Consider the following 25,614-nt stretch of genomic DNA (forward strand, 5'->3'; position numbering starts at 1 on the left):
AGGACACTCCATGTCTTTCAACCAGTTCGTTAACGGGCGTCAGCCCGGCTCGCGGTCGCGGGTGATGAGCTACAGCGTCGGGTCGCCCGCGCTGGGCACAACGACCGCGGTTCATGCTGCGGTCACCGATGACGGCACCGAGCAGACGATCACCACTGCCATCACCAATCCCGACGTTCCTCGCGTCGTTACCGCCACTGCTGGAGGCACAGCTGGTGACATCGGTGCGATTCAGGTCACCGTCAACGGCACGGACATCCACGGCAACACGATCTCCGAGGTGCTGCCGGCGTTCACCGTCGACACCGCGGGGACGGTCACCGGCACCAAGGCGTTCAAGACCGTGACCAGCATCGTGATCCCGGCGCACGACGGCACCGGGGCGACGACCGCGGTCGGCGTCGGTGCCGCGCTCGGCCTTCCGGTGAAGCTGGACCGCGACACGGTCGTGGCGGCCTTCCTGGATGGGGTCCGCGAGTCGACCAGGCCGACGGTGACGTTCTCGTCTTCGGCGGTCGAGTCGAACAAGGTGACGCTGTCCAGCGCCCTGGACGGCAACGCGGTGATCGTCGACTACTACACGTAAGCAGGGGTGACGAGATGAGTGACACCATGAAGATCGACGCCCGCTGGTACCTCACCGAGGACCAGTCCCGCGTCGTGCCTGAGGCGCACCCGGAGGCCCGCTGGCTGCACTGGATCCCCGGCGATGTGGTGTCGCTCGAAGAGGCGGAGCGCCTCGGCGCGGTCAAGGCCGAAGCCGAGGCGCCCGCCGCTCCGCCGCGACGTAAGCCCGGCCGGCCTCCGGCAACCAAGGCGCGAGTCCCGGCGGAGAACAAGGGTCGCAGCGGTTTCCGCAGCGCGAACGTCGAAGGGTGAGTGACCGATGGCCAACAACATCAGGCAGGCCGTCGGCCGCTCGCACACGGTGCTTGCGTCGGCCGCGCGCACAGCGACTCCCGACACGGAGGAGCTGGAGGTCCCGGCCGGCGCGAAGTTCGGCGTCTTCGTCCTGGACGCCACCGCGGCGGCGGATACGCCGTCGGTCACGATGAAGATCGAGGGCGTGGACCGCACATCGGGCAAGGTGTGGCTGCTCCTGGAGGACGCTGCCGTGACTGGTGTGGCGACGAGCACGCTGAAGATCGGCCCTGGGCTTACCGCGGCGGCCAACGAGGTCGCCAATGACTTCCTTCCCCCGGTAATCCGGATCACCTGCACGCACGCTGATGCGGACAGCATCACCTACTCGGTAGGAGCGCACTTCTCATGAGTGCGGCAGGTGCTGGCGTTGGCGCTTTCAACGCGATGGTGAAGACCGGCGTGCCGATCCTGCGCCCTGAGCAGCGGTGGGAGTGCCCGAACTGCGAGCTGAAGCAGGTGACGCACGAGGCGAAGCCGCATACGCGGTTTCATCCGTGCCGCGGCTTGAAGGGTCTTGCGGCTCCCATGGTCCCGGCCGGCACGAAGTGCAAGGTCGAGGCTGTGGAGCGCGAGGACTACGTCGGCAAGGAGCTCGTCACGGTTGATGGCGAGAGCCGGCCGATTATGCGGGTTGAGACGACCCGGGACGATGGAAATGACGTGGCGGTGTTCGCACCCTGTGCAACCGCTGGAGGAGGTGCGAACTAAATGGCCTGGACTGACAGTCGGATGTTCCTTGAGTTCATCCGCATCAACTCTCTGAAGGATCCCGACGCAACGGCGCCGACGGGCTACGGAAACCTTCAGGCAGACAACCTGAAGGCGGCACTCTTCAACAATTCTGTAACCCCGGATAGGGATGCGGCGGTTGGAGATACGGGCTATAACACCGGTACCTGGCTGGTGGCGAACGAAGTCGATGATGGTACGAACTGGGACGCGGGCGGTGAGCCGGTGACCGGCGGAGCCATTACCGATCAGGGGTCTGGTGTGGTGCAGTTCGACGCTACCGATACGCCGCAAGGCGGCGCTTCGACCACGCTGTCGGATGTGCATGGCTGCCTGGTGTACGACGACGACATCACTGGCGGCACAGTAGCTGATCAGGGTATTTCGTACCATTATTTTGGCGGGGCACAATCCGTTACCTCAGGGACATTCACAGTTGTCTGGCATAGTAACGGATTGTTCCGGATCACCGTGTAATCGTCGACCCTGCCCGTCTCCGTGCCGCCGCCGAGTACCTGGAGGGCGGCTAGGCCGGTAGCGCGGAGGGGTGGGCATGGCGATCACGTTCTCGGATGCGGGTAGTGGGGCCAGCGCCACCGCTGGAAGCAGTTTCGGTATCAGCCCGTCGTTCGCGAGCGGGGACCTGCTGGTCGTCCACATCGTCCTGGGCGACTCCGGCCGTACGATATCGGCGCCCTCGGGGTGGACGGCCCAGTACAACACCGGCGGCCCCGAGGCCGGCCAGCAGCACGCCATCTTCACGAAGATCATGACCGGGGGTGAAAGTACCCCGCTCACGTTCTCGTGGACTGGCGGTAACTCGACGCATGCGCGTACCGCGATGAAGGTCGTGTCCAGCGTCAGCGATATCACGCTGCACAACTTCACCGTCAGCTCAACCGCGACGGACAACGCCAGCCCCTACACAACGTCTTCCATCACTTTCGCTGGCGGCTACGCCATCTACGGTGCGGCGGGCGAAGGATCGGCTTCTTCCTCGTCCTGGTCTCAGTCGCACGGTGACACAGAGGTCGCCGACGTCACTTCCGGTACCGGAACTGGCGAGGCGGCAGCCGTTTACCGTTCGGCGAGTACGCATTCTGGCTCGGTCAGTAAGACGATCTCGTCGTCGCCGAATGACCGGTTCGCTGCTACGTGGTGGATCGCTGAGGTGCGCGAGTCTGCTGCGACGGAGGCTGCTGCGGGGCATTCGGCAGCCACGGGTACGGCGAACGCCCCCAGGCCGGCTGTCGGTACGGCCGCGGGTGCTTCGTCGGCGGTCGCCGTGGCGAACAGCGCGACGACGGCGTTGGCCGCGAGCCCGCCGGCCGGACACGCGCCTGCCAACGCGAGCGCGTTCCCTGCTGTGGGTGCGCTTGGCGCTTCGTGTGGCGCGGCCACGGTTTCGGTTGCTGTAAACGACGCGTCGGTGTCGGTGAGCGATTCCGGGCCTGCTGGCGTTGCGGCGGTGGCGGCGGTTGCCGCCGGTCCTGGTGTCGCGGTTGCGGCGTCGGCTGGTCATGCTGCTGTTGCCGGTTCTGCGCTTGGCGCTCTGGTGGACGCGGACGACACGATCGGCGAGGCGCCGGCCGTGCAGGCGGCCGTTGTCGCTGGCGACGGGGTTTTGTCGCTTGGGGCGTTGCCGGGTGTCGCTTCGGTGGGTGCCGCGGCCGGCGATGGCTCGGTAGCGGTCGGTTCAGGGGTTGGGGCTGCGGCGGCTGCCGCTGCGGTGGCCGATGGCGTGGCGGGGCTCGGGGCAGCGCCTGGGCCGGCTGCGGGCGCGGTGGCGGTCAATGATGCTGCGGTTGCCGTGGAGTCCAGTGCTTCCGCTGGGGCGGTTGCGGGTACTGCGGCAGCCAACGATGCTTCGGTGTCGTTGGGGGTCGCGGCGGGGGCGGCATCCGCGGTTGCTTCGGTCGTCGATGCTGCGGTTGATGCGGACGACACGTTGGGCGAGGCCGGCGCGGTGGCGGTGTCGGCGTCGGCTTCCGAGGCTGTCGTGGCGGTGGCGCCGCAGGCTGGTCATGCTGCCGTGTCCGGGTCGGTGTCCGATGCTGTGGTTGATGCGGATGACACGCTGGGCGAGGCCGGTATCGCTGCGGTGTCGGCGGTTGTGGGTGACGTCCGGGCGGCGGTAGCTGCTGGGGCTGATGCTGCCGCGGGTTCGGTTACGGCGAACGATGCGACCCCGTCGTTGGCCTCGTTGCCCTCGGCCGGCCATGTTTCCGCGGCGGTCGCTGTGAACGACGGCCTGGCGGCGGTTTCTGTCGCCGCTGGGGGCGCGGCGGCGCAGGGCGTTGCGAACGATGCGACGGTGTCGTCCGAGTCGGCTACGAGCGCCCCTGCGGGTCTTGGGGCGGGTTCGGTTACGGCGAACGATGCTGCGGTGGCGGTTGCTGCTTCAGCCGGTTTGGCTGCGGTGCCGGTTGCGGCGAACGACGCGACAGCCGATCTTGCCGCGTCGCCACCTGCTGGGCACGCTTCGGTGGCGGTGTCGGCTGAGGGGTCTGTCTCTGGGGCTGGATCCTTGGCCGGCGGGGTGCCGGTTTCTGCTTCTGCTGGTGATGCGGCGGTGTCTGCTGCTGCGGGTGCAGGTCTGGCCGCGGGTGCGGGTGCCGCGGGCGATGCCGTGGCTGGTGTGGCGACGGTGTCCGGGGGAGTCGGGGTCGCTGCTGGTGCCGGGGATCCGTCGACTGCCTTGACGGCTTCTGCGGGGGTTGGGTCGGTTTCCGTTGTCGCGAATGATGCGACGGCGTCGACGGTTGCGGAGACTGATGCTCCCGCGGGTCTTGCCGCGGCAGGGGCGTCGGCCGAGGGCCCGTCGACTGCGCTCACGGTTCCGGCGGGTCATGCCGCGGCTGTGTCGGCGGCGTTCGATGCTTCGGTGTCGGTCGGTACGGAGGCGCCGGCTGGGGCTGCCGTGGTGTCGTCGCTTGTCGAGGGCGCTGTTGTGGGCCAGGGCGCCGGGGCGGGGGAGGTTTCGGCTGCGGTCGGGGCCGCTTCCGTGGCGGCGTCGATGGCGGTGGCTGTTGGTTCTGTTTCGGTGTTGGCCGGGGCGAATGATGCGACGGTGCTCATCGGTGCGGTTCCGCCGGCGGGGCATGTGGTGTCGGTGGCCGCGGCGTTTGACGCCTTGGTTGAGGTCGGTGCGCGTCCTGGTGCTGGGTTGGTGTCTGTCGGTGCCGCTGGGGTTGTTGGCGAGTCGAGTACGGCGCGTCGTGTCAATGCTGGCGCGGTCTTGGTCCAGGCCGTGACGGCGCATGTGTCGACGCCTCGCCGAGGTTTGAAGATCAGCAAGCTCAGTCGCTCCCCGTACTGGAACCGGGAGACGTAGCGAAGGAGGTGCGTTCGTTTGGCCCTCGGTGATCCCTACGCGACCCGTGCCCAGCTCAAGAGCTACCTCAAGATCACCAATAGTGATCATGACGAGCAGCTCGACGACGCTCTCAGCAGCTCGACGCGCGAGATCGAGAAGCATTGCGGCAGGCAGTTCAACGACGCCGTAACGACGTCGGCGCGGGTCTTCCGCCCACTGAACAGCCGAACGGCGATCGTCGACGACTTCCACACGACCACCGGCCTCGTCATCAAGACCGACACCGATGACGACGGGGTCTATGAGACCACCTGGGCCTCTACCGACTACGAGCTGGAGCCCTTGAACGGGATCCGGGACGGCGTACCCGGCTGGCCCTACTGGCGCATCAAGGCCGTGGAAAGCGAGCTCTTCCCCGACGGCCATCGCGCCACCCTCCAAGTGGAGGCCCGCTGGGGCTGGGCCGCGGTGCCGGCGCCTGTGAAGCAGTCCTGCCTCATCCTGGCCGCAGAAACGTTCAAGCTGGCCGGCGCCCCTCTCGGCGTGGCGGGTTTCGGGGAGTTCGGGGGCGTCCGGGTCCGGCACAACGCCATGGTGCAGCGGAAACTCCGACCGTTCTGCCGCGGCGCGAGGGTGGCGTAATGGCGTCGCTCTCGCAGATCCGTAGTGGGATCAAGACCACGATCGAGGCCAATGTCAGCGCTCTCACGGTCTATCACAAGATGCCGGAGCAGGTGAACGGGGATTCGGTGCTCTGCGAACCCTCTGGGACTGATTTCGCCAAGTCTTTCGGTCGCGGCTTGGATGAGTACGAGTTCAATCTCTTTGTGTTCGTGCCCATGGTCGAGTGGGACAGCGCTCAGGACCGCGTGGACGGATACATCACCGGTGCTGGAGCCAGCAGCATTCGGCAGGTCGTGTTCCAGAATCGGACTTTGGGGCTCACGTCCACGGATGCCCATATCTCGAAGATGATGGGCTACGGCGCTCAGTACAAGGTCGCCAATCTGCAATTCATCGGCGCGGCCCTGAAGCTCATCGTAGTGACGGACGGCAGCGCGTAACCAAAGAACTCCCCCAGCCCTCGCTGACGCGGGGGCTTTTTTCATGCCCGAAAGCAGACCAAGAAGGGGACGGTAATGGCCGCTCTCACAACTAACAACATTGTGTATGCCGGGACCGCTCCTACTTTCGAGTCGGCTGCGCTCTCCGACACGGCGGAAGTCGGGAAGAACAAGTTCGCCGTATACAAGAACACCGACGCCTCCACGCGGACCGTCACCATCGATGTGCCCACGGGGAATACCCCGTACACCGAAAAGGACCCGGACGTCGAGTACACGCTTGCCGCGAATACGGGAGAGCTGTGGATTCCGCTGCATTCGGATTATGACGACGGAACCGGTCGCTGCACCATCACCGTCAGCGCTATTGCTGGCGTGACGGTCGCCATCGTTCATGCCGGGTGGGTTGAGTAATGGGGCGGCGTAAGCAGCCGCGTGTTGTCTCGCCTGAAGTCCAGGCCGCCCGCGAGGAACAGCGCCGCAAGAACCGCGAGGCCAACAAGGCCCCGAGTCGTACCCCTGAAGAACTGGCCGCCCTGGAAGAGCAACGGCGCAGGAACCGCCTTGCCAATAAGTCTCCCGCCTATCTGGCTGAGCTTGCCGAGAAGGCCAAGGAAGAGGCGGAGGCCGAAGCGCCGAAGCCGGTCGATCCAGAACCCCCGAAGGCCGAATCCGCAAAGCCTGCATTCATATCGGCCAATGAAAGGGCCGCTTTTAGGAAGAAGGGGGCCTAACCAATGGCCGGAAAGCAGATTCTGACGAACTGCAAGATTGTTGTGGACGGTGTGGACTTCACCAACCACGCCTCCTCGGTGGAGATCACTGCGTCGAAGGACGAAGTGGACACCACGTCCTTCGACGGCGCTGGCCGGGAGCGTAAGGCCGGTCTCCAGGACAACTCGTTCACCATCAACTTCCAGCAGGACTTCGACGCCAACGAGGTCGACGCCACGCTGTTCCCGCTGTGGAACAACGCCACCGAGTTCACCGTCGCCGTCCGACCCGTCGACGCAGCGATATCCGCGACCAACCCCGAGTACAGCGGTACGTGCATCCTCCTGGAGTACACGCCGCTCGCCGGGTCTGTGGGCGACCTGTCGGAGACCGAGGTGACCTTCCCGGTTCAGCGAGGAACGTTCACCCGCGCTACGTCGTAATGCCTGCGATCATCCGCCGCCGTGGCCGGGACATGACGTTCCTTGTCGTTCCCGGTCCGGAGGTCCAGCGCGTCAGTGCAGCGCTCGGTCAAGAGGACGTTGCGATTCCCCGCCAGTCCCGCCAGGTCGTACGGCGAGAAGCTCGCCGTTTGGCGCGGGTCGCTCAGAACAAGGTCCGGAGCCTGCCGATCGCCGGCTCTTCCGGAAGGCACACGGGCCTGCGCAGGCGTGTCGCCGCCGGAGTGCGTGTCGTCGACGTCCCCGAAGGCGCCCACGTGCAAACCACGATGGCTGAAAGAGACGAGGCCATTATCCCGTGGGGTCTTGACAGTCCGAAGGGCTGGCGCCATCCGGTATTCGGGAATCGCGAAGTCTGGGTGCAGCAGCGACCTCATGTGCATGGCTGGTTCAGGGGCACGTTCGAAGACGGCGAGCATCTGATCGAGCAGTCCCTTGAGGACGTGCTTGAGCGTTCCGCTCGTCGAATCGCTGCCGAGGGCCGCATAAGGCCCCTGTGACTGGGGCGGCCGGAGGGTTTCGCGGGTTCCTCTCCGGCCGTCCCTCTTTTCAACCCGTGTGGACCCGTGACAACTCAATACAGGAGTACGAACCCATGGCGCTTCTCAGCAAGGAAGAACTTCTCAAAAACGGGAAGACTCTTCCCACCAAGGTCATCGAGGTCCCCGAGTGGGGTGGCGAGGTGACGATCCGGTGCCTTACCGGAGCCGAGCGCGACAGGTACGAGGCTTCCCTCGCCCGCCTGGACCGGAAAACTGGTGCGATGGTCCCGAACCTCGTCAATTCTCGGGCCCGGCTCGTGGCGATGAGCATCGTCGACGAGACCGGTAAGCGGATGTTCTCCGACGATGACATTCTGGAGCTGGGCGGTACCTCCTCGATCGCTTTGACGCGTGTATGGGTGGCCGCATGCCAGCTGTCCGGTATCAGCGAAGCTGAGGTTGAGGCCGCCGCGGAGGATTTCGACGAAATCCAGAGCGAGGATTCCAGCGAAGGCTAGCGCTCGCTCTGGGATACCCCAGCGTTGAAGACATGCTGGACGCGATGTCCTCGGCTGAATACACGCAGTGGCGCGGTTTCGAAAGAGCCTACGGTCCGATCGATCGGCGCTACAGCGACGAAGCTCTCGCCAATATTCATGAGCAGCTACAGGCCATCACCTACCTCATCGGTGCTCAGCTGACCAGCCAGAAAAAGGGCGCCAAGAACCCGGTTCCCCAGCCCAAGCACTTCCCTCGACCCCATGAGGTCGGCAAGCACCACGACTGAGGAAGGGGGCGGCTGGGGTGCCGGTTACGAATCTCGGCTTCAATATCGTCAGTGCCTACAATGGCCGCGGCGTCCGGCAGGCGCAGCGCGACATCCGGTCGCTCAACTCTCAGATCATCCGCGTCTCCAACATCACTCAGGGCGTCTCCACGATCGGAATCGGCGCTCTCCGCGGAGTCGCGGTGGCCACCGCCCCGGCGCTGCTGACTCTTACTCGCGCTGCGACGTCTTCGGTGGCCTCGATCACCGCGATGGGCGTAGCGGCGGGTTCGGTTGGTGGCATTTTCGCCGGCGCCATGACTGGCGCGATCAAGCGCACTATCGAGATGCGGGATTCTACCGGAGCCCTGCGCGGCGAGGTCGATAAGGCAAAGGCAGCCCTGGACAAGGAGAAGGCGGCACTCGCCGGCCTCAAGCCCGGTAGCCAGGCGTACAAGAACCAGCTTGATCGGATCAAGGAAGCGCAGGCTGCTGTCACCGAGGCGCAGAACGAGTACAACGCGTCCTTGAAGAGGATGACTCCCTCTCAGAACGCGTTTCTGAAGAGCCTTGACCTGACAACTACTGCTTGGAACAAGTTCATTGTTGCCACGCAGGACAAAACGTTGACGGTGGCCAGCCAGACCCTGACCGGTGTGGCTGGGGCGATCGGCAAGATGAAGCCGGTTGTGGACGCGATTTTCCCAGCGGTTCAGCGGGTGAGTCAGGCATTTCAGAAGTGGGCCACCGGCTCCGGTATGGACCGGTTCATTCAGGTGCTCCTCGATAGAGGGGTTCCCGCGCTGGACGCTCTTCTTCGTGCAGGCCGGTCGGTGATGACCGTGCTCGGCGCGGGTTTCCGCGCATTCGCTCCTCTTGGCGCGAGCATGGCGAACAGCATCATGCGTGGCGCTGCGGCCATGGCGGCCTGGGCTCAGGACGGCGGGTTCCTTCGCTTCATCGAGCGGGTGCGGCAGGACGCGCCTCAGGTCCGCGAGTTCCTGCGGGCCTTGAGGGACGGGCTCTCGCAGCTCCTCCAGGCGATCAGGGAGCTCGGACCGCTGGCGCTCGGGCTGTCGACGGCGCTCTTGCGGATCATCGCGTCCACGCCGATCCCCGTCCTTCAGGCGATCATCCTGTCCTATACGGCATGGAAGACCGCCCTGCTGGGACTGATCGTCGTCAAGGGTCTGTTCATCGGCGTGATGGGCTTGGCGCGGGCCGCGGTCTTCGCCTACAGCCTCGCGCAGATCCTCCTGACCGGAAGCACAAGGCTGCTCGGCGCCTCGACAATGGCGCTGAGCGTGCAGCTCCTCGTCATGCAGGCCCGCATGCTGATCATCGCGGCAGCGACCAAGGTGTGGGCAGCAGCGCAGTGGCTCCTGAACATCGCCATGCGCGCGAATCCCATCATCTTGATCGTCTCCCTGATTGCCACACTGGTCGCGGGCATCATCTGGGTCGCCACCCAGACACGCTTCTTCCAGACCGTGTGGAGCGCGGTATGGAACACCGTGAAGGCCGTAGCGGACTTCATCTGGAGCGCCCTTCAGTTCGGATTCCGCGCGATGGTGACGTTCTTCGTCATCGTTTGGCAGACCGTCTCAGGCGCCCTGGTCGCTGCATGGAACGTGGTCTGGAACCTCATGCGGGTGGCCGCCCAGGTCGTCTGGACCGTCCTCCAGGCGGCGTGGAACGTCTTCATCAACACGCTCCTCACGATCTGGAACGCGGTTTCAACCGCTCTTGCGGCGGCCTGGAACGCGGTTTGGAACGGCATCCGAGTAGCTGCACAAGCGATCTGGACCGTCCTCCAGGCGGCCTGGAACATCTTCATCAACACGCTCCTCACGATCTGGAATGTGGTTTCCACGGCCCTTGTCACGGCCTGGAACTTCGTCTGGAACGTCATAAGTACGGCCGCACAGGGGATCTGGACCATCCTTCAGGCGGCGTGGAACGTCTTCATCAACACGCTGCTGACCATTTGGAACACGGTCTCCGCTGCCCTTCGAGCGGCATGGGACCTCGTCTGGACCGGGATCCAGACCGCAGCAGAGACGGTGTGGAACTTCCTCACCGCGGCGTGGGAAACCTTCACCAACACGCTGCAATCGATCTGGGACGGCTTCAAAGACGGGTTCATGTCCGCCATCGAAGCTGTCTGGAAAAGCATCCGGTCCACGGCCGAGTCGGTCTGGCGCAGCATCGGTGAGGTCATCGAGGGCGCCATCAACGGCATCATCGGGATCATCAACCGGATCATCGGTGCTTGGAACAGGATCACGGGCGCTGTCGGGCTCGATTCGCTCAACATTCCGACGATCCCCACCGTCAGCATCAACTTCGCGTACGGCGGAATCGTTGGGGAGGCCCCCGGGTTCGCCAAGGGCGGCACCGTCGCAATGCACCGCAGGGGCGGTGTCCTCCCTGGGTATTCGCCCGGTCGGGACACCGTTCCGGCCATGCTCAGCCGCGGCGAGGGCGTCCTCGTGCCGGAAGCGGTCCGCGGCCTGGGGCCGAACTTCGTCCACTGGGCGAACCGGCACTTCTCCAGGGGCCGGGCCGGTAAGAACGTGGCCTACCCGGGCTACGCCGTCGGCGGGATCGCCGGCATCGAGGCGTGGCAGCGGGTCGGCGGCGACGTCGGCTGGGCCTTCCTTCAGGGCGGCGGTGTCGTCACGGGCGACGACGACACCCCGCGGCCGAACATCGGCCAGGGGGCGTTCTTCAGCAGCGACCCCAACCGCAGGGAGCGCAGCCCCAGCTTCGGTGGCGTTGCCGGTATCGGCAGTCCCGAAGCGCCGGAAGGGCCGATCAGCGGGTTCGTCACGAACGTGTTGGGATTCCTTGGGGAAGCGGCGATTCGTGCCGCGTTCAGCTTTGCGACCCGTCTGCTCGACGGCTTCAGCATGGCCGGCAACTTCGGGAAGATCCTCGTCGCGGGCACCAAGAAGATCCTCAACGCCATGATCGACGATCTGATTCGGCGGGACTCCGAGGCCAAGGCCGAGTTCGAGTCGATGGCGGTCGCGGGGAATCCCGGCTCCGTCTCGGCGTGGTCTGGCCTCGCGGCCCAGGCCCTCGCTAGGGCCGGCCTCGCCCCTGGCCAGCTTCCCCGGTTCCTCGCCCTGATGGCTGCGGAGTCCGGCGGTAACCCGAACGCGATCAACAACTGGGACATCAACGCCCGCAACGGCGTCCCGTCCCAGGGCTTGATGCAGGTGATTCCGCCGACGTTCGCCGCCTATCGGGACCCTTCCCTGTCTAATAACATCTTGGATCCCCTCGCCAACATGACCGCGGCTGCCCGCTACATCAGGTCGCGGTACGGCGGCCAGGTGCCCGGTTCTCCGTACGCCAACGGGACTCCGGGTGCGACCAGGGGGCCGCATCTCGTGGGTGAGAACGGTCCCGAGATGGTGAACTTCCGGGGCGGGGAGACGGTGATGTCCGCCGTCGATACCCGAAGGGCTCTTGGCAGCACGCGCGTCGGGGGAGGTGCGGCGGCTGGGGGTTCGGGCAGTATCGAGGATCTCCTCGCGATGTTCCCGGAGATCCAGAAGCACGTCGAAGACCTTGTGCCGCAGTGGCACGAGGCGATGCGTGCACGCACGGCCGAGACCTGGGCCGCGATGTCGGCGCAGCAGATCACGTCCTGGGAGGGGATGAAGGCATCCGTCTTCTTCCCGTTCCGCGATGAGATGACCGTGCAGATGCCTCTCCACCTGGAGGCCATGCGTCTGGCCAACTTCACCAAGTGGACCCAGATGGGCGCCGACAGCCTGGCCCAGTGGGAGCTGATGCGCACCGGGGTGTTCGTGCCGGCCATGGATCACATGACGGTGCAGATGCCGACGTGGGCTGCGCAGATGCAGGCGGCTGTCTCGGCGGCCTTCGCCGGCATGCTGGAGTCCGTCCAGGGCTCTTGGGCCGGCATGCAGGAGGCCACCCGCGGGCCGGTCAACTGGATCATCAGCAACAGCTACGGCAACGGCATCCGCCGGCTGTGGAACGAGGTCGCCGCGGTCATCTTCGACGGCGGTGGGCGCACGCTCCCGGCCGTGTCCACCCTCGCCACGGGTGGCCGGGTCGCCGGGCGCGGCACACGCACCTCTGACTCCAACCTCGCTCTTCTCTCCCGAGGGGAGCATGTGTGGAGCGCCAGGGAGGTTGCCGCGGCGGGTGGCCACCATGCAGTCGAGGCGCTTCGTGCCCGTGCTCGTGGCGGGCATCTGCCGGGCCTCGCGCTCGGCGGCTGGCTCACGAACGCCGGCGCGGTCTCGGGCAGCAGTCCGGCCGGCGTCCCGGTCAGCACCCCGCTGGTCCGGGGCTGGCTCGGCGACGACGTCATTCCGGTCCTGGAGAACATCGACGCCGCGGCCCGGAACGCCTTGGGCGGCTCCGCCTTCCGGCGCCTGGCCGCTCTCGGAGACGTCCTTCGACCGGTCGACTGGATGAAGCAGTACATCGAGCTCGACGACGAGCTGAACCGGGTGTTCATCGGCACGGGCCCTCCGTGGGTTCCGGGCGTCTCCGATGTCCGGACCAGCTGGGGCGGCGTGGCGGTGAACCAGCGTACGGCGCAGATGCTGAACATGGCTCTCGCGCTCGGCGCCAGTTTCAGCGCGACGCAGGGCTCGTGGAGCACCAGCGTTGCGGCGTCGGCCGGCACGCATGCCGGCGGCGGTGTCGTGGACCTGGTCCCGGCGAACAACACCAACGTCGCCGCGCTGCGGGCGGTCGGGTTCGCTGCATGGAACCGCGGTGCGGCGTGGGGCTCCCCCTCGTTCGCCCCGCACATCCATGCGGTCGCGATCGGCGACCCGACGGCATCCCCTGCGGCCCAGGCCCAGGTGGCGTCGTTCTTCGCCGGCGGCAACGGCTTGGCCAACGGCGGCCCGGACAACTTCGCCGGCGGGCTCTCGTTCGCTGGTCTGGCCAGCGGCGAGAAGCCGACCGGCCAGTTGCTGGCGCTGATCGAGCAGATGCGCGGGCCTGGCACGCCGGTCGATCCGGCGGACATCGACCAGTTCCGTCCGATCTCGTTCGACAGCGGGGGCATGCTGGAGCCGGGCTACACCCTGGCCTACAACGGCACCGGCAAGCCGGAACCCGTTGGTGAAACGGGCAAGGAGGTGCACATCCACATCCACGGAAATGTGTACACGAAATCGGCTGCCGAGTTCGAGGACATGCTCGCTGGTGCGATGCAGAACCTCAAGCGTAAGAACCGCTTGCCGCGATGAGGCGAAGGGAGCTTCCTGATGAGCATCACCCAGGTAGGAAGCTCCACCAGCGGGGTTGAGCCGGCTAGTACATCGGTTAGCGCTGACAGGCCGACCGGAGTACAGGAAGGTAACATCCTGATCGCGACCTTCCAGGCTAATGATCAGGATGCTACCTTCCCGTCCGGGTTTACAGAGTTTGTAGACGAGCTGACCGGGGTTTTCAGGCTCCAGATGGCCTGGAAGAAGGCGACATCTTCGGAGCCGTCGAGTTACTCGGTTTCGGTGGGCGCTTCAGCGCCCCTGGTTTTGAGTATTCAGGCGTGGGCCGGGGCCGATGCGGTAAGCCCCACCTATGCGGCGAGCCGGGCCGTTGCCTCGGATGCCACAGACCAGTCTGAGCCGTTCAGTACTCCGACGATCACCAACAACAACGTCGGCCGTGGCCGGAAGCTGTACCTTCGGGCCTGCCGGTCGACGAGCTCTATCATCACGTACACCACGGCTGTGTCCGGTGTCACAGAGGTCGAAGACGTCGGTGTCTTCTCCGGCGGCACCGTTCGCTACTCCCACGGGCTGTACAAGGACAACAACGACCTGGACCACGATGCCCGCGGCAGCCAGTCCGGGATCGGTATCACCGCGAGTGATACCGAAACCAACAACATCGTTGTCACCTACATCCTGACGTCGCAGATCAACGCCGGGCACGCCGCGGTCACAGCGACGGGCAACGCGCCCCGTGCAGGCGTCGGGGCAAAGGCCACCGCCGCTACGGCTACCGCCACGGCGAACGACGCCCTGGTCGTCACGGAGACCGTCGAGGCGCCCGCTGAGCCTGGGGCTGTCGCCGCTACCGCCAACGATGCGACCGCGGGGCTGGTCGAGTTCCCCCGGACCGCCTCCTACCAGATCTTCATCGACTGGGACAACGACGGAGGGCTCCAGCTCGGGGAGTTCGAGGCGACAACCGAAGGGTGGATCGGCTTCGGGAGCATCGCGCCGACGCTGACGGTCTCCGACACCCGGGCGAAGTCCGGGAACAAGTCGCTGCGCATCGACTTCCGAACCTTCAACCCGTTCCAGTTCGGTGTGGCCGGCTCCGGCTTCGACCAGGGCGGCTTCGGCGGGGACCAGTTCGACCCCCCGGAACTGCCGATCAAGTTCGACCAGGCCGGGCAGGGCTTCGACGACGGGCGGTTCGCCGCGTTCAAGGACCAGACGGCCCCCGACCCGGCCGAGCCCGCCTTCCAGTCACCCGGCATCGAGCGGCCCTTCACCGGTTTGTTCGTGGGGCGCGTCTACGAACTGGTGGCGTGGGTGTTCGTGCCCACCGGCAGCCCCGCGGTCCGCGTGGGCGTTCGCGGCATCGGCACGTCCGCCGCCTCCTCAACGAATGACGCCTGGGAGCGGCTGTCGTTCAGCTTCGCCGCCACCTCCACGGACCACGTCCTGGAGCTGACGACCGACGAGGACAACCCCGCCTCCGCCCCTGTCTGGGCGGACCTGTTCCAGGTTCTCGGCCCCGGAGAGGACGTATCGCACCGCGTGCTCGGTCTGCGGCAGGCGCTCGCCTTCTCGGCAGGCCGGGACACCGCGCGCTCCCTCGCGGCCATCAAGCCCGGGGAAACCCGCATGGTCTTGGACAACGAGTCGGGCGACTACTCTCCGGACAATCCCGGGTCGCTGCTGGCGAGCTTCCTTGGCCCCGGCCGGCCGGTACTGATCCGCGCGGAGCACGGGAACCGGATCTACAACCTGTTCCGCGGCTACCTGGACAGCTACGACCTGTCCCCGAACCCGGACAGCCGCAGCGTCGAGCTCGGTGCCCTGGACCTCCTGGGTGTCCTCGCGGACGCCGAGATGTCCACCCAGCTCTACTCCTCGCTGCGCACGGGAGCCGCGGTCAATGCCCTCCTGGACGAGATCGGCTGGCCCTCGTCGCTACGCGACATCGACCCGGGAGCCACGACCATCCAGTGGTGGTGGGAAGAGGGCACGACCGGGCTGGAGGCCCTCGCGAAGATCGTGGACTCCGAAGGCCCGCCGGCTATCGCGTACGTGGACACGTCCGGGAACCTCGTGTTTCGGGACCGGCACCACAGGATGACGCGGGCCGAGTCCACGGCCATCCAGGCGACGATCAGGGACGGCCACGAAGAGCCGATGTTCTCGCCGCCGCTGAACTACGACATCGGATGGCGCGACCTGATCAACGACGTGGTCATCGACGTGACGGAACGCCGCCCGGATGTGGAGCAGCGGGTCTGGTCGACGCAGGACCGCTTCGTGATCGAGCCGGGAGGGACTCGGGAGTTCATCGTCAAGCCATCGGATCCCTTCCTCAACGCGCAGGTTCCGGTGGGGCAGGCGTTCAACGTGGACGGTTACGAGGTCGAGCCTGATTTCGTGATCGAATCTGGTTCTGTCGGTGAGGTCACTCTGTCCCGTACATCGGGCCAGTCCACGAAGATCATCGTCAAGTCTGACTCGGGTGTACCGACGGTTATCCAGGGGATGGCTCTCCGGGCTTCTCCGGTGACGGTCCACCTGGAGCAGCAGGTGCGCAGGGCCGACACCGACTCTCAGGCGCAGCACGGCGTGAAGTCGCTCCAGGAGGAGGCGCCGTGGGTGACGGTGAACGACGCTGAGGCGATCTCCGAACTGATCATTGGGAACCGCTCACAGCGGCTTCCGGTCGTCCAGATCAGGATCACCAACGGAAACGCCCAGCGGATGGCGCACATCCTTCAAAGGCGCCTGTCTGACCGCATCCACATTGTGGAGATGCTCCAGTCGTTCATGGACCACGACTTCTTCATTGAGCAGATCTCTCACGAGATCGCCCAAGTCGGCTATGACCACAGCGTGGTTCTCGGTTGTGAGCGGGCCCGCGAGCAGGTGTTCAAGGCAACGGAGGATGAGACGGAGCCGCCGCCGGCCTTCATGTTCGATGTCGACGGCCAGGGGTTCGACGATGGCTATTTCGAGCCCGGCGACGGCTTCCAGCTCGCGGAGACCGTGTTCAAGCTGGGCTCCTCGCAGCTGGACGTAGACGGACTGGGCTACTAGAGGGCCTCGGCCCAAGGATCCCGGCGCCCCTGCCTGATCAGAAGGCGGGGGCCGGGGTCTTTCCATGTCCTCAATCAGGGAGGAACCCGCATGCATTTGATCACAGGCAGGGCTCGGGCACGTATGTACTGGGGCAACTGGATCGCCGATTGTCCCGGCAACTGCGGGTGCGCCCTGCGGCTCAAGCCGGCTCAGGCGTCGTTCCCTTGCCCGGAGTGCAAGCTCATCAGCGAGGTGGAGTGGCCGAGTAACGCCGACGAGATCTACCAGGTTCTGCTGAAGCGGCCGGCGCCGAGGAATCGGAACTGGTTCCCGGCCGGGCACGAGCTGGCCCTGCGTGCGGGCTGCCCGCACGGGCAGTCCGTAGCCGACCTGGAGGCGGAGACCGCAGAGCACATGGAGGGGTGACCCGATGGCTTGGACGTCCCCCATGACGGCGGTCGCAAACGACGTCTTCACTGCCGCCCAGTTCAATACGCACGTTCGCGACAATCTGCTGGAGACCGCGCCGGCGAAGGCGACGACCGACGGCGGGATGTTCTTCGCTACCGGGGCGAACGCCATCGCGGAGCGGGTGCCCACGACGGCGACGGTGGCGACGAGCGAGTCCACGACCAGCACCAGCTACACGGACCTGTCGACGGCCGGCCCGGCGGTGACCGTGACCACCGGCACCAGGGCGCTTGTGTTTATCAGTGCGGACGCACAGAACGACGCGGCAGGCAGCGATGCCCTGTATTCGTACGCGGTGTCCGGTAGTACTACGGTCGCCGCCGCCGACTCCTTCGGATCGTTCCTTGAGTCGTCCGGGAGCAGGCGCCACCGCTGGACGGTGGCCAGCATGCAGACCGGTCTTACGGCAGGTTCCAATACGTTCACGATGAAGTACCGGGTGTCTGCGAACACCGGCACGTTCCAGAATCGGAACATCGTCGTCGTGCCCATGTGAGGGGTGAGTCCTCATGGCATGGACCGCCCCCATGACGGCTGTGATCGGGCAACCCTGGACGGCGGCCCAATTCAACCAGCACGTCCGGGACAACCTGCTGGAGACGATGCCCGGCAAGGCCACCGCCGCAAACCGGTTGTATGTCACGAGTACGACGAAGGCCATCGCGGAGCGCGCACCCGATTCCGCGTTCCTGGCGACGGCGGCAACAACCACGTCGACGTCGTACGTCACCCTGGGAACCGGGCCGGCCGTGACGGTGACCACCGGCTCCACCGCGGTGGTGTGGTTCGGCTGCCAGCTCAAGAACAGCTTGACCAACGCGCAGGCGATGGCAGCTGTGGCGATCTCCGGTGCGACGACCCGGGACGCGGCGGACGCAGACCGGCTTCTGATGTCGGGTGTGACCGCGGACAAGGACAACCGGTTCGGGGTGTGCCGGCGCTTCACCGGGCTCAGCCCCGGCAGCCAGACGTTCACCATGCAGTACCGGGTGTCCGCAGGCACAGGCACCTTCTCCCGGCGGGAAATCGTCGTTCTGCCTTTGTGAGGTGACACGTGGCCTGGACGACCCCCATGACCGCCGTCGCTAACGCGACCATCACGGCGGCCGAGTGGAACACCCACGTTCGCGACAACCTGCTGGAGACCGAGCCTGCGAAGGCGGACGCTACGGATGTCTATCTGGTGTCGACAGGCGCGAACGTCCTGGCGAAGCGTGCGAGCGCCGGCGACCACATCGAGGCGCAGCAGGCCACGACCAGCACCAGCTACACGGACCTGTCGACGGCCGGCCCGGCGGTAACGGTGACCACTGGCACGAAGGCCATCGTGTGGATCTCTTGCGCCATGAACCAGACCGTTACGGACGCCCTCATGGCGGCCTCGTTCGCAGTCTCCGGCGCCACCGCGGTGTCCGCCAGCGACGACTGGGCGGTCATGACAAGCGGCGTCACCCGGAACCCGAACATGACGGGCAATCCTCGCGATAACCACAATCGGCGGGGTGTCGCCCGCATGGTGACGGGGCTCAACGCGGGATCCAACACCTTCACCATGAAGTACCGGGTCGGTTCTGGGACGGGCCACTTCCACAACCGGGAGATTGATGTTCTCCCTCTCTGATTTGAGGGAGGTTGAAGCTGTTGGCTTGGTCTGCTCCCATCACCGCGGTTTCCGGAGAGTTGCTGACTGCCGCTGAGTACAACGCGTCAGTACGGGACAATCTTGCCGAATGCGCTCCCAACATCGCAACGCAAGAGGGGTCCATATTTCAGGCATCTGCTCCGAATCGGATTGTTGAGAGGCAGGTTGTCTCGCACCGCGTACCCGAAGAGGATTCGATCCCGACACAGCAGACGAGCTACGTCGAGATCCGCAATGCTGGTCCGTTCGTGACGGCAGTCACCGGGGCGAGCGCGCTGGTTTTCGTGACCTGCGAGATGGCGGGGAACACGAATACGCAGTGCTCGGCGAGCTTCGAGGTCTCGGGGTCGACGAGGATCTCCGCCTCGGACAAGTGGCGGGTCGTTCATGACGCGATGGAGAAGGATCACTTCAGCCGCTATTCGGTAGCGCGACGAGTCGAGCTGAATCCCGGGTCGAATACGTTCCGCATGAAATATCGGACCGGTGGCCTTGGGCCTTTCCGGTTCAGGAATCGCGAGATCGTCGTCATACCGCTGTAGGAGGTCTCATGGCTTGGACAGCGCCCATGACGGCGGTCGCAAATACCGCCTTCACCGCCGCCCAGTTCAATACGCACGTTCGCGACAACCTGTTGGAGACCGCTCCGGCGAAGGCCACGTCCGGGGGTGGTCGTTTCTTCGCCAGCAGCGACACGAACACCATCGTCGAGCGCAGGATCCATCAGGCCCAGGTGCTGACGTCGCAGTCGACGTCCAGTACGTCGTACACGAACCTGTCCACGTCCGGCCCGACCGTAACGCTCACCACCGGCACCCATGCGCTGGTGATCGTGTCGGCGCAGTTCAGCAACAATACGTCGGACAACTCGTGCTTCATGAGTCATGAAGTGTCGGGGGCGACTTCGATTTCCCCGAATGACGACCGCTCTCTCAGGCTGCAAGGAACCCTTAACTACCAGGGGTCCCACGCGTTCCTTTGGACGACGCTCAATGCCGGGTCGAACACATTCCAGGCTAAGTATCGAGTATTCAGCGGCACCGGTACCTGGCTGAACCGCCGCATTACGGTTATGGCGTTCTGATGGCTTGGACTGCACCGAAGACATGGGTCGCCGAGCAGGTTCTCACCGCCGCCGAACTCAACACACACCTCCGTGACAACCTGCTGGAGACAGCTCCCGCCAAGGCCACCACCGAGGGTTCTTACTTCGTGGTGAGCGACCTGAATCAGATCGCCGAGAGGAAGCCCGAGGTAGCTCGCGTCTCGGCCGGCGAGTCCACGAGTTCCACTTCCTACGTGGATCTGGCCACGACAGGGCCGGAGGTCACGGTGACGACCGGGTCCAGCGCGATTGTGCTGATCTACTCGCAGTTGCGGAACACCGTCGAGGACTCGGGGTCGATGATGTCTTTCGCGATATCCGGGGCAACGTCCCGCAGTGCGCTGGACACCACCGCGATTCTGCACCGAGGCAACGCGAATCAATCGCAGCGCTTCTCCGCGTTCGACATGATCACCGACCTGACTCCCGGCTCCAATACCTTCACCGCGAAGTACAGAGTGACCGCCGATACCGGGACCTTTGGGGATCGGATGATCGCGGTTTTTGCGCTCTGAAAGGGGGAGGCGATGGCGTGGACCGCGCCGACCACCTTTGTCGACGGTCAGGTGCTCACCGCCGCACAGCTCAATACGTATCTGCGTGACAACCTGATGGCCACGGAAACGGCTGTAGCCAGAACCCCGGGCAGCTTTCTGGTCGCGAGGGCGCTTTCGCAGATCGTTGAGCGCAAGCCGGTCATTTCGCGGGTGGCCGCGGCCGAAACGACCGAGAGCTTCCAGTTCACCGACCTGAACACACCGGGCCCGCAGGTGACCGTAGAGACAGGCCCGTCGGCGATCGTTTTCCTCTACTGCGGCTCCAATAGCGATACCCCCGGAATCGCGTCAACCATGGCGTACGAGATCGAGGGACGAAACAGAGTCACGACAGGCTCCGTTCCGACAGGCGCCGTCGAGTTCCGCACCTCCGGAGGGGCAGGCTTCACGCGGCACGGCGGAGCCGTATCGATGATGAATGACCTCACTCCCGGCGAGAACACCTTCACCGCCAAATACAAGACCAGCGGTTCGGGGACCAGTACCTTCCGTGACCGCGTGATGATCGTGTTCCCGCTGTAACGGGAGGTTGGCCATGAACAACGAGGTGGAAGTCGCCTCCCGACTGGCCCGTATCGAAGCCCGGCTGGACGAGCTGGTGCGACTGAATCAGAGTCGCGGCGAAGACCACGAACAGCGCATCAGGACGCTCGAAAGATGGCGCTACGCCATTCCACCCACCGTCGTCGCGGCGGTCATCTCCGCCCTTGTGGCCATATTCGGAAAGTGAGAGCCGGTGAACCTCTTCACCCAAAAGCAGGTAGAAGATCTCTGTGTCCACGTCGGTTTCTCCCGCTCGGATGCCCGCATCGCTTCTGCTATCGCGATGGTCGAGGCTCCGGCCGAAGGCAGGCCCGGCTTCTGCGACGCCGACGCCGTCGGAGACCAGGAGCTGGCCAACTCCACGTGGGGCTACAGCTACGGCTTCTTCCAGATCCGCTCCCTGCGGGCCCACAAGGGCACCGGCCAGTACCGGGACGAGGACCGCCTCCGCAATCCCGACTTCGCATGCCGGTCGGCGCTGCACATCTTCCAGAACGCAGGCGGGGGTACGTTCAACGACTGGACGACCTACCGGACCGGTCAGTACAAGGCATACCTCCAGGACGAGTTTCCGCCCGACCCCGGCACGTATGTCGTCGTCTCCGGCGACACCCTCACCAAGATCGGCCTCAAGGTCGGTGTCGAGTGGCAGGAGATCGCCCGCCTGAACAACCTGCACCACCCGTACACCATCAACATCGGCCAGGTGCTCCGGCTCCCCGACGGCGCGGGACTGCCTCCTGAGCCGGTGCAGTACACCGTCGCCGCCGGCGACACCCTGTGGGCGATCGGGAAGCGCTTCGGCATCCCGTGGGAGCACATCGCCCGAGCCAACGGCATCGTCGGGCCGTACGTCATCCACCCCGGAGACGTTCTCGACATTCCCGGAACCCAGGGCGACCCTGCCCCCGAGCCCGAGCCTGAGCCCGAGCCTGAGCCCGTCGAGATCAACCTGTCGAACCTGACCTTCAACGCCCGCAACGACGACGTCGCCCTGCTCCAGCAGGCCCTCACAGATGCCGGCCACGACCCCGGCCCCGTCGACGGCTGGTACTACAACATGACCCGGGCCGCGATCAGGGCCTTCGAGGAAGCGGAGGGCCTGATCGCCGATGGGCTTGCCGACCGCGCGGTGTGCGAACGACTGGGCTTCGCCGTCACCGGCGAGGACCCCCCTGTTCCTCCGCCGAGCTCGGGCGCGGTGTCGGCCGACAGCATCCGGGCCGCGGCCACCGGCGGCACCCGCATATCCGGCACCTACTCGCACAGCAGCATGGCCAACCCGGTGTCTGTGTACCGCAAGGGCGACGCCGTCTACTTCCACGCCGGCATGACCATCGACTGCGACGGCCGGCCCGGCTCCATCTGCAACAGCACCACCGACCCGTGGTTCCAGCCGCAGACCGCTTGGCAGCAGTCCGACGGCCGGCACCTGGACGCCGCGGACCTGCCGTTCATCGTGATCCCGCTCGCGTCGTCGACCTGGGACTACCGGCAGCACGGTATCGGCGGCGGGGATTTGTGCGTCGTCGCTTACCGGGACCGCTTTTTGTATGCGGTCGTCGGCGACCTCGGACCCACGTACCGGATCGGCGAGGCGTCCAACGCCTGTGCCCGCGCCCTCGGCATCAACGGCGACCCGCGTGTCGGCGGCACCGGCAGCGGCGTGACGTACGTGGTGTTCCCCGGCGTGAAGGTCCGGCCCATCGAGTCGAAGGCCGAGGCGTCCCGCCTGGGCGCCCAGAAGCTGACCGAGTGGCTGGGGATCGGGACGTCGCCGGCGCCGTCCTTCGAGGGTGAGGTGCTGCGCCTCACGAATGTCGAGCGGCAGGCCGGCGGGCTCCGGCCGCTGTCCGCTGATACGCGACTGGACCGCGCCGCGGAGAAGCATTCCGCCCGCATGTCCGACGGCCTGGGCCTGGTCCACAGCGATCTGGCGGCAGCGCTTCGAGCGGAGGGCGTCAGCTTCCGGTCCGCGGCCGAGAACATCGCTGTCGGATACCGCACCCCGCAGGCCGTGGTCGCTGCGTGGATGAACTCGCCTGGTCACCGCGACAACATCATGAGCCCCGGCCTCACGCACCTGGGCGTCGGCCACGTACAGGCGTCGGACGGCCAGCACTGGTGGACCCAGATGTTCGCCTCCATGGCATGACACGCGAAGACAACTGAATAGCTGGAGGCTCGAATTGGCCACGCAAGCAGAACTGGACCGGGCCGCAGCATGGGCGCGCGCCCAGGTCGGTAAGCCGTATGTGCTCGGGTCGTTCGGGTCGTCGTTCGACTGCTCGACTTATATGTCCGGCATCGCAACGATGATCCGCGACGGTGTCGCGAAGCGGTGGTTCACCACCCACCCGTTCCACTCGGGTGCCCGTTTTCCGCTCGCCGGCTGGGAGCGCGACCTCCAGGCCCCGTTCATGATCGGCATCACGGCCGATGGGATCGGCCACACCGGCGGCACCCTGCTGGGCGTCAACTACGAAGCAACCGCCGCCGATGGCCGCCGGGTTCGCATGGGCCCCACGGCCCGCGGGGCTTTCCACTCGATGTACGAGCTCCGCTACGGCTTCCGCCCCTCGCTTCTCGAAGGGGCGCCGCTGCCTCCGGGAGGGGGAGAGAACGTGACCACCTACACGATCAAGCCCGGCGACACCCTCTACGGAATCGGCGAGCGGTTCGAGGTCGACTGGCGCGACATCGCCGAAGCCAACAACATCGACTCGCCCTACATCATTCACCCCGGCCGCGACCTGGAGATACCGGGCGCCGACAACCGGCCTGTGGTCCGCCTCTCCAACCTGACCTTCAACGCCCGCAACGACGACGTCCGCGTCCGTCAGGAGGCGTTGAACGCCAAGGGGTACAACGCGGGCCCGGTCGACGGCTGGTACTACAACATGACCAAGGCGGCCGTGCAGCGGTTCCAGGAGGCCCAGGGCTGGACCGGTCCTGACGCTGACGGCATGGTCGGCCTGGAAACGGTTGCCCGCCTCGGGCTGCGCGTGGAGGGCGGCAGCGTCCCCACCCCGGCGCCGGCACCGCCGCCGGCCCCGTCGCCGAAGACGGTGAACCTGGCGAACCTCGCCTTCAACGCCCGCAACGACGACGTCAAGATCGTCCAGCAGGCGCTGAAGGACAAGGGCTACGACCCGGGTGTCGTCGACGGCTGGTACTACAACATGACCCGCGGTGCGGTGCGTGCGTTCCAGGAGGCCCAGGGCTGGGACGGCGACGACGCTGACGGCATGGTCGGCCCCGAGACGGCCCGCCGGCTCGGCCTCAACCCCGTCGGCACCCCGCCGGTCGCCCCCGCTCCGACGCCCGTCCCATCGCCTTCGGGTTGGCGTGCGGCTTCGGAGCCGACGCACGACTACACGCGGGTGTCATGGGGCGGCAAGACGGTCAACCGCCGCACTGCGATCATGCTGGACCGGGCCATCGCGATTCTCCGCGCGGAGGGTGGCCCCACCTTCAGTTACCTCACGCAGGGCTCTTACAACCGAGGCGTCTCGGCTTCTGCCGGCACGCATGACGGCGGCGGTGTCGTAGATATCCCGTCGTCCAGCAGTGCGGTTGCTCTGGCGCTGCGCAAGGCAGGCTTCTTCGCCTGGGTGCGCACTCCGGCGCAGGGCTTCTCCTACCACATCCACGCGGTGGCGATCGGTGACCGGGAGCTGTCGTCCTCCGCTCGTGGCCAGGTCACGCAGGGCTTCCAGGACCGCAACGGCTTGGCCGGCCGCGGGCCTGACCCGGACCCGGATCCCTACCCGGACTGGACGAAGCGGTACGGCACACACGTGAGCCCGGACTGATGACCGCGATCCGGGATGTGCAGATCGCCCTCCTGGCGGCCGAGGCCGGCATCCCGGACGAGGAGCTGGCCACGGCCGTGGCGATCTGCCTGGGCGAATCCTCCGGTCAGCCTCGCGCCTACAACGGGCACGGAGGCGACCACAGTTTCGGGCTCTGGCAGATCAACATGCGGGGACGGATGGGCCCTGCTCGCCGCGCCCAGTACGGCATCTCGTCGAACGAAGCCCTCTTCGATCCGGTGGTCAACGCCAAGGCCATGGCGCGCCTGTCCTCGGGCGGCCGGAACTGGAAGCCGTGGGGCGCCTACACCAAGGGCGGCTACCGCAACAAGGGCCGCCTAGAGCGGGCGGAGGAGGCCGTACACCGGCTGCGCTCCGGCGAGGCGGTCGAGCCACCGATCGAAGCGCCGGCATGGCATCCGACGGTCAACGCCGCACACATCTACCCGGGAGGCCGCGGCCATTCGGTGTACGTCTTGCAGCGCGCCCTGGCCGCGATGTTCCCCGACTACCGAGTCCTGAGCTACCCCGACCGGCGGGGTGTGATGGACGAGGAGTCCGTGGCCTTCCTGAACCGGTGGATGGCCTCCGGGCCCGGCGGATCGTGGCCGGCGACCGGCTACGCGAACCTCGACACGCTCTCGCGGCTGGGCTACAAGGTGCCGCCGTCGCTGGAGTTCAAGGCGACCTGTGACCACGTTGACGCCGATGAGATGCACTTCTACGGAGGCTCCTGAAGTGGC

At 66.0% G+C, this 25,614-nt stretch carries 28 protein-coding genes; all 28 read left to right on the forward strand.

All coding sequences use genetic code 11. The features are described from left to right. Window positions 1-10: 10 nt before the first annotated feature. The 28 genes from BJP40_RS23930 to BJP40_RS24050 all read left to right on the forward strand — a co-directional run bounded on the left by BJP40_RS23930 (window position 11) and on the right by BJP40_RS24050 (window position 25,608). Window positions 11-586, forward strand: a complete 576-nt coding sequence (locus tag BJP40_RS23930; protein ID WP_143066010.1) for a hypothetical protein — start codon at window positions 11-13, stop codon at window positions 584-586. Window positions 587-600: 14 nt separating this feature from the next. Next, window positions 601-879 carry a hypothetical protein gene (locus BJP40_RS23935; RefSeq protein WP_143066011.1) on the forward strand — a complete coding sequence of 93 codons (279 nt, stop codon included), beginning with the start codon at window positions 601-603 and terminating at the stop codon, window positions 877-879. 7 nt (window positions 880-886) lie between these two features. Further along, complete coding sequence (locus BJP40_RS23940; protein ID WP_071282265.1) at window positions 887-1,273, forward strand: hypothetical protein; 387 nt, start codon at window positions 887-889, stop codon at window positions 1,271-1,273. Beyond that, the gene (locus BJP40_RS23945; RefSeq protein WP_143066012.1) at window positions 1,270-1,632 is read left to right on the forward strand and encodes a hypothetical protein; all 363 of its coding nucleotides are present in this window, start codon (window positions 1,270-1,272) and stop codon (window positions 1,630-1,632) included. The genes BJP40_RS23940 and BJP40_RS23945 overlap by 4 nt, the downstream gene beginning before the upstream one ends. Next, window positions 1,633-2,130 (forward strand): hypothetical protein, encoded by a 498-nt coding sequence (locus BJP40_RS23950; RefSeq protein ID WP_071282267.1) that lies wholly within the window; start codon window positions 1,633-1,635, stop codon window positions 2,128-2,130. Window positions 2,131-2,206: 76 nt separating this feature from the next. Then, window positions 2,207-4,987, forward strand: coding sequence for a hypothetical protein (locus BJP40_RS33750; protein WP_143066013.1), 2,781 nt, complete (start codon window positions 2,207-2,209; stop codon window positions 4,985-4,987). An 18-nt stretch (window positions 4,988-5,005) separates the two neighbouring features. Further along, window positions 5,006-5,611, forward strand: a complete 606-nt coding sequence (locus BJP40_RS23955; RefSeq protein ID WP_071282268.1) for a head-tail connector protein — start codon at window positions 5,006-5,008, stop codon at window positions 5,609-5,611. Beyond that, the gene (locus tag BJP40_RS23960) at window positions 5,611-6,033 is read left to right on the forward strand and encodes a hypothetical protein (RefSeq protein ID WP_071282269.1); all 423 of its coding nucleotides are present in this window, start codon (window positions 5,611-5,613) and stop codon (window positions 6,031-6,033) included. The genes BJP40_RS23955 and BJP40_RS23960 overlap by 1 nt, the downstream gene beginning before the upstream one ends. Window positions 6,034-6,108: 75 nt before the next feature. Beyond that, the gene (locus tag BJP40_RS23965; RefSeq protein ID WP_071282270.1) at window positions 6,109-6,447 is read left to right on the forward strand and encodes a hypothetical protein; all 339 of its coding nucleotides are present in this window, start codon (window positions 6,109-6,111) and stop codon (window positions 6,445-6,447) included. Continuing rightward, window positions 6,447-6,767: a hypothetical protein gene (locus BJP40_RS33755; protein WP_143066014.1), complete on the forward strand. Its 321-nt coding sequence runs from the start codon at window positions 6,447-6,449 to the stop codon at window positions 6,765-6,767. Before BJP40_RS23965 ends, BJP40_RS33755 begins: the two co-directional genes overlap by 1 nt. A 3-nt stretch (window positions 6,768-6,770) precedes the next feature. Then, on the forward strand, window positions 6,771-7,190 hold the full coding sequence (locus BJP40_RS23970; RefSeq protein WP_071282271.1) for a hypothetical protein: 420 nt from the start codon (window positions 6,771-6,773) through the stop codon (window positions 7,188-7,190). After that, entirely contained in the window at window positions 7,190-7,708 is a 519-nt protein-coding gene (locus BJP40_RS23975; protein ID WP_071282272.1) for a hypothetical protein, read from the forward strand. The genes BJP40_RS23970 and BJP40_RS23975 overlap by 1 nt, the downstream gene beginning before the upstream one ends. A gap of 95 nt (window positions 7,709-7,803) precedes the next feature. Further along, window positions 7,804-8,208 (forward strand): hypothetical protein, encoded by a 405-nt coding sequence (locus tag BJP40_RS23980; protein ID WP_071282273.1) that lies wholly within the window; start codon window positions 7,804-7,806, stop codon window positions 8,206-8,208. Between the two features lie 32 nt (window positions 8,209-8,240). Next, entirely contained in the window at window positions 8,241-8,477 is a 237-nt protein-coding gene (locus BJP40_RS23985; protein WP_071282274.1) for a hypothetical protein, read from the forward strand. Window positions 8,478-8,494: 17 nt separating this feature from the next. Continuing rightward, window positions 8,495-13,705 (forward strand): transglycosylase SLT domain-containing protein, encoded by a 5,211-nt coding sequence (locus BJP40_RS35905; RefSeq protein WP_071282275.1) that lies wholly within the window; start codon window positions 8,495-8,497, stop codon window positions 13,703-13,705. A gap of 486 nt (window positions 13,706-14,191) precedes the next feature. Continuing rightward, on the forward strand, window positions 14,192-16,756 hold the full coding sequence (locus BJP40_RS23995; RefSeq protein ID WP_143066016.1) for a hypothetical protein: 2,565 nt from the start codon (window positions 14,192-14,194) through the stop codon (window positions 16,754-16,756). 90 nt (window positions 16,757-16,846) lie between these two features. Continuing rightward, entirely contained in the window at window positions 16,847-17,164 is a 318-nt protein-coding gene (locus tag BJP40_RS24000) for a hypothetical protein (protein WP_071282279.1), read from the forward strand. A gap of 4 nt (window positions 17,165-17,168) precedes the next feature. Next, window positions 17,169-17,705, forward strand: a complete 537-nt coding sequence (locus tag BJP40_RS24005) for a hypothetical protein (protein ID WP_071282280.1) — start codon at window positions 17,169-17,171, stop codon at window positions 17,703-17,705. A 31-nt stretch (window positions 17,706-17,736) separates the two neighbouring features. After that, on the forward strand, window positions 17,737-18,255 hold the full coding sequence (locus BJP40_RS24010; protein WP_071282282.1) for a hypothetical protein: 519 nt from the start codon (window positions 17,737-17,739) through the stop codon (window positions 18,253-18,255). Between the two features lie 26 nt (window positions 18,256-18,281). Then, on the forward strand, window positions 18,282-18,830 hold the full coding sequence (locus BJP40_RS24015) for a hypothetical protein (RefSeq protein WP_218153235.1): 549 nt from the start codon (window positions 18,282-18,284) through the stop codon (window positions 18,828-18,830). 11 nt (window positions 18,831-18,841) lie between these two features. After that, on the forward strand, window positions 18,842-19,393 hold the full coding sequence (locus BJP40_RS33760; RefSeq protein WP_143066017.1) for a hypothetical protein: 552 nt from the start codon (window positions 18,842-18,844) through the stop codon (window positions 19,391-19,393). Window positions 19,394-19,401: 8 nt separating this feature from the next. Continuing rightward, window positions 19,402-19,935, forward strand: a complete 534-nt coding sequence (locus tag BJP40_RS24020; protein WP_071282286.1) for a hypothetical protein — start codon at window positions 19,402-19,404, stop codon at window positions 19,933-19,935. Beyond that, window positions 19,935-20,471, forward strand: coding sequence for a hypothetical protein (locus BJP40_RS24025; protein WP_071282288.1), 537 nt, complete (start codon window positions 19,935-19,937; stop codon window positions 20,469-20,471). The genes BJP40_RS24020 and BJP40_RS24025 overlap by 1 nt, the downstream gene beginning before the upstream one ends. A gap of 12 nt (window positions 20,472-20,483) precedes the next feature. Next, complete coding sequence (locus tag BJP40_RS24030; RefSeq protein ID WP_071282290.1) at window positions 20,484-21,035, forward strand: hypothetical protein; 552 nt, start codon at window positions 20,484-20,486, stop codon at window positions 21,033-21,035. A gap of 13 nt (window positions 21,036-21,048) precedes the next feature. Then, window positions 21,049-21,243: a hypothetical protein gene (locus tag BJP40_RS24035; RefSeq protein WP_071282292.1), complete on the forward strand. Its 195-nt coding sequence runs from the start codon at window positions 21,049-21,051 to the stop codon at window positions 21,241-21,243. A gap of 6 nt (window positions 21,244-21,249) precedes the next feature. After that, on the forward strand, window positions 21,250-23,211 hold the full coding sequence (locus BJP40_RS24040; protein ID WP_256220817.1) for a LysM peptidoglycan-binding domain-containing protein: 1,962 nt from the start codon (window positions 21,250-21,252) through the stop codon (window positions 23,209-23,211). A 34-nt stretch (window positions 23,212-23,245) separates the two neighbouring features. Then, a complete protein-coding gene (locus tag BJP40_RS24045; RefSeq protein WP_143066018.1) occupies window positions 23,246-24,871 on the forward strand; it encodes a peptidoglycan-binding protein in 1,626 nt (541 codons plus the stop codon). Then, the gene (locus tag BJP40_RS24050) at window positions 24,871-25,608 is read left to right on the forward strand and encodes a transglycosylase SLT domain-containing protein (protein WP_071282298.1); all 738 of its coding nucleotides are present in this window, start codon (window positions 24,871-24,873) and stop codon (window positions 25,606-25,608) included. Before BJP40_RS24045 ends, BJP40_RS24050 begins: the two co-directional genes overlap by 1 nt. Window positions 25,609-25,614 lie beyond the last annotated feature (6 nt).

The organism is Streptomyces sp. CC53, from assembly GCF_001865245.1.
Lineage (GTDB): Bacteria > Actinomycetota > Actinomycetes > Streptomycetales > Streptomycetaceae > Streptomyces.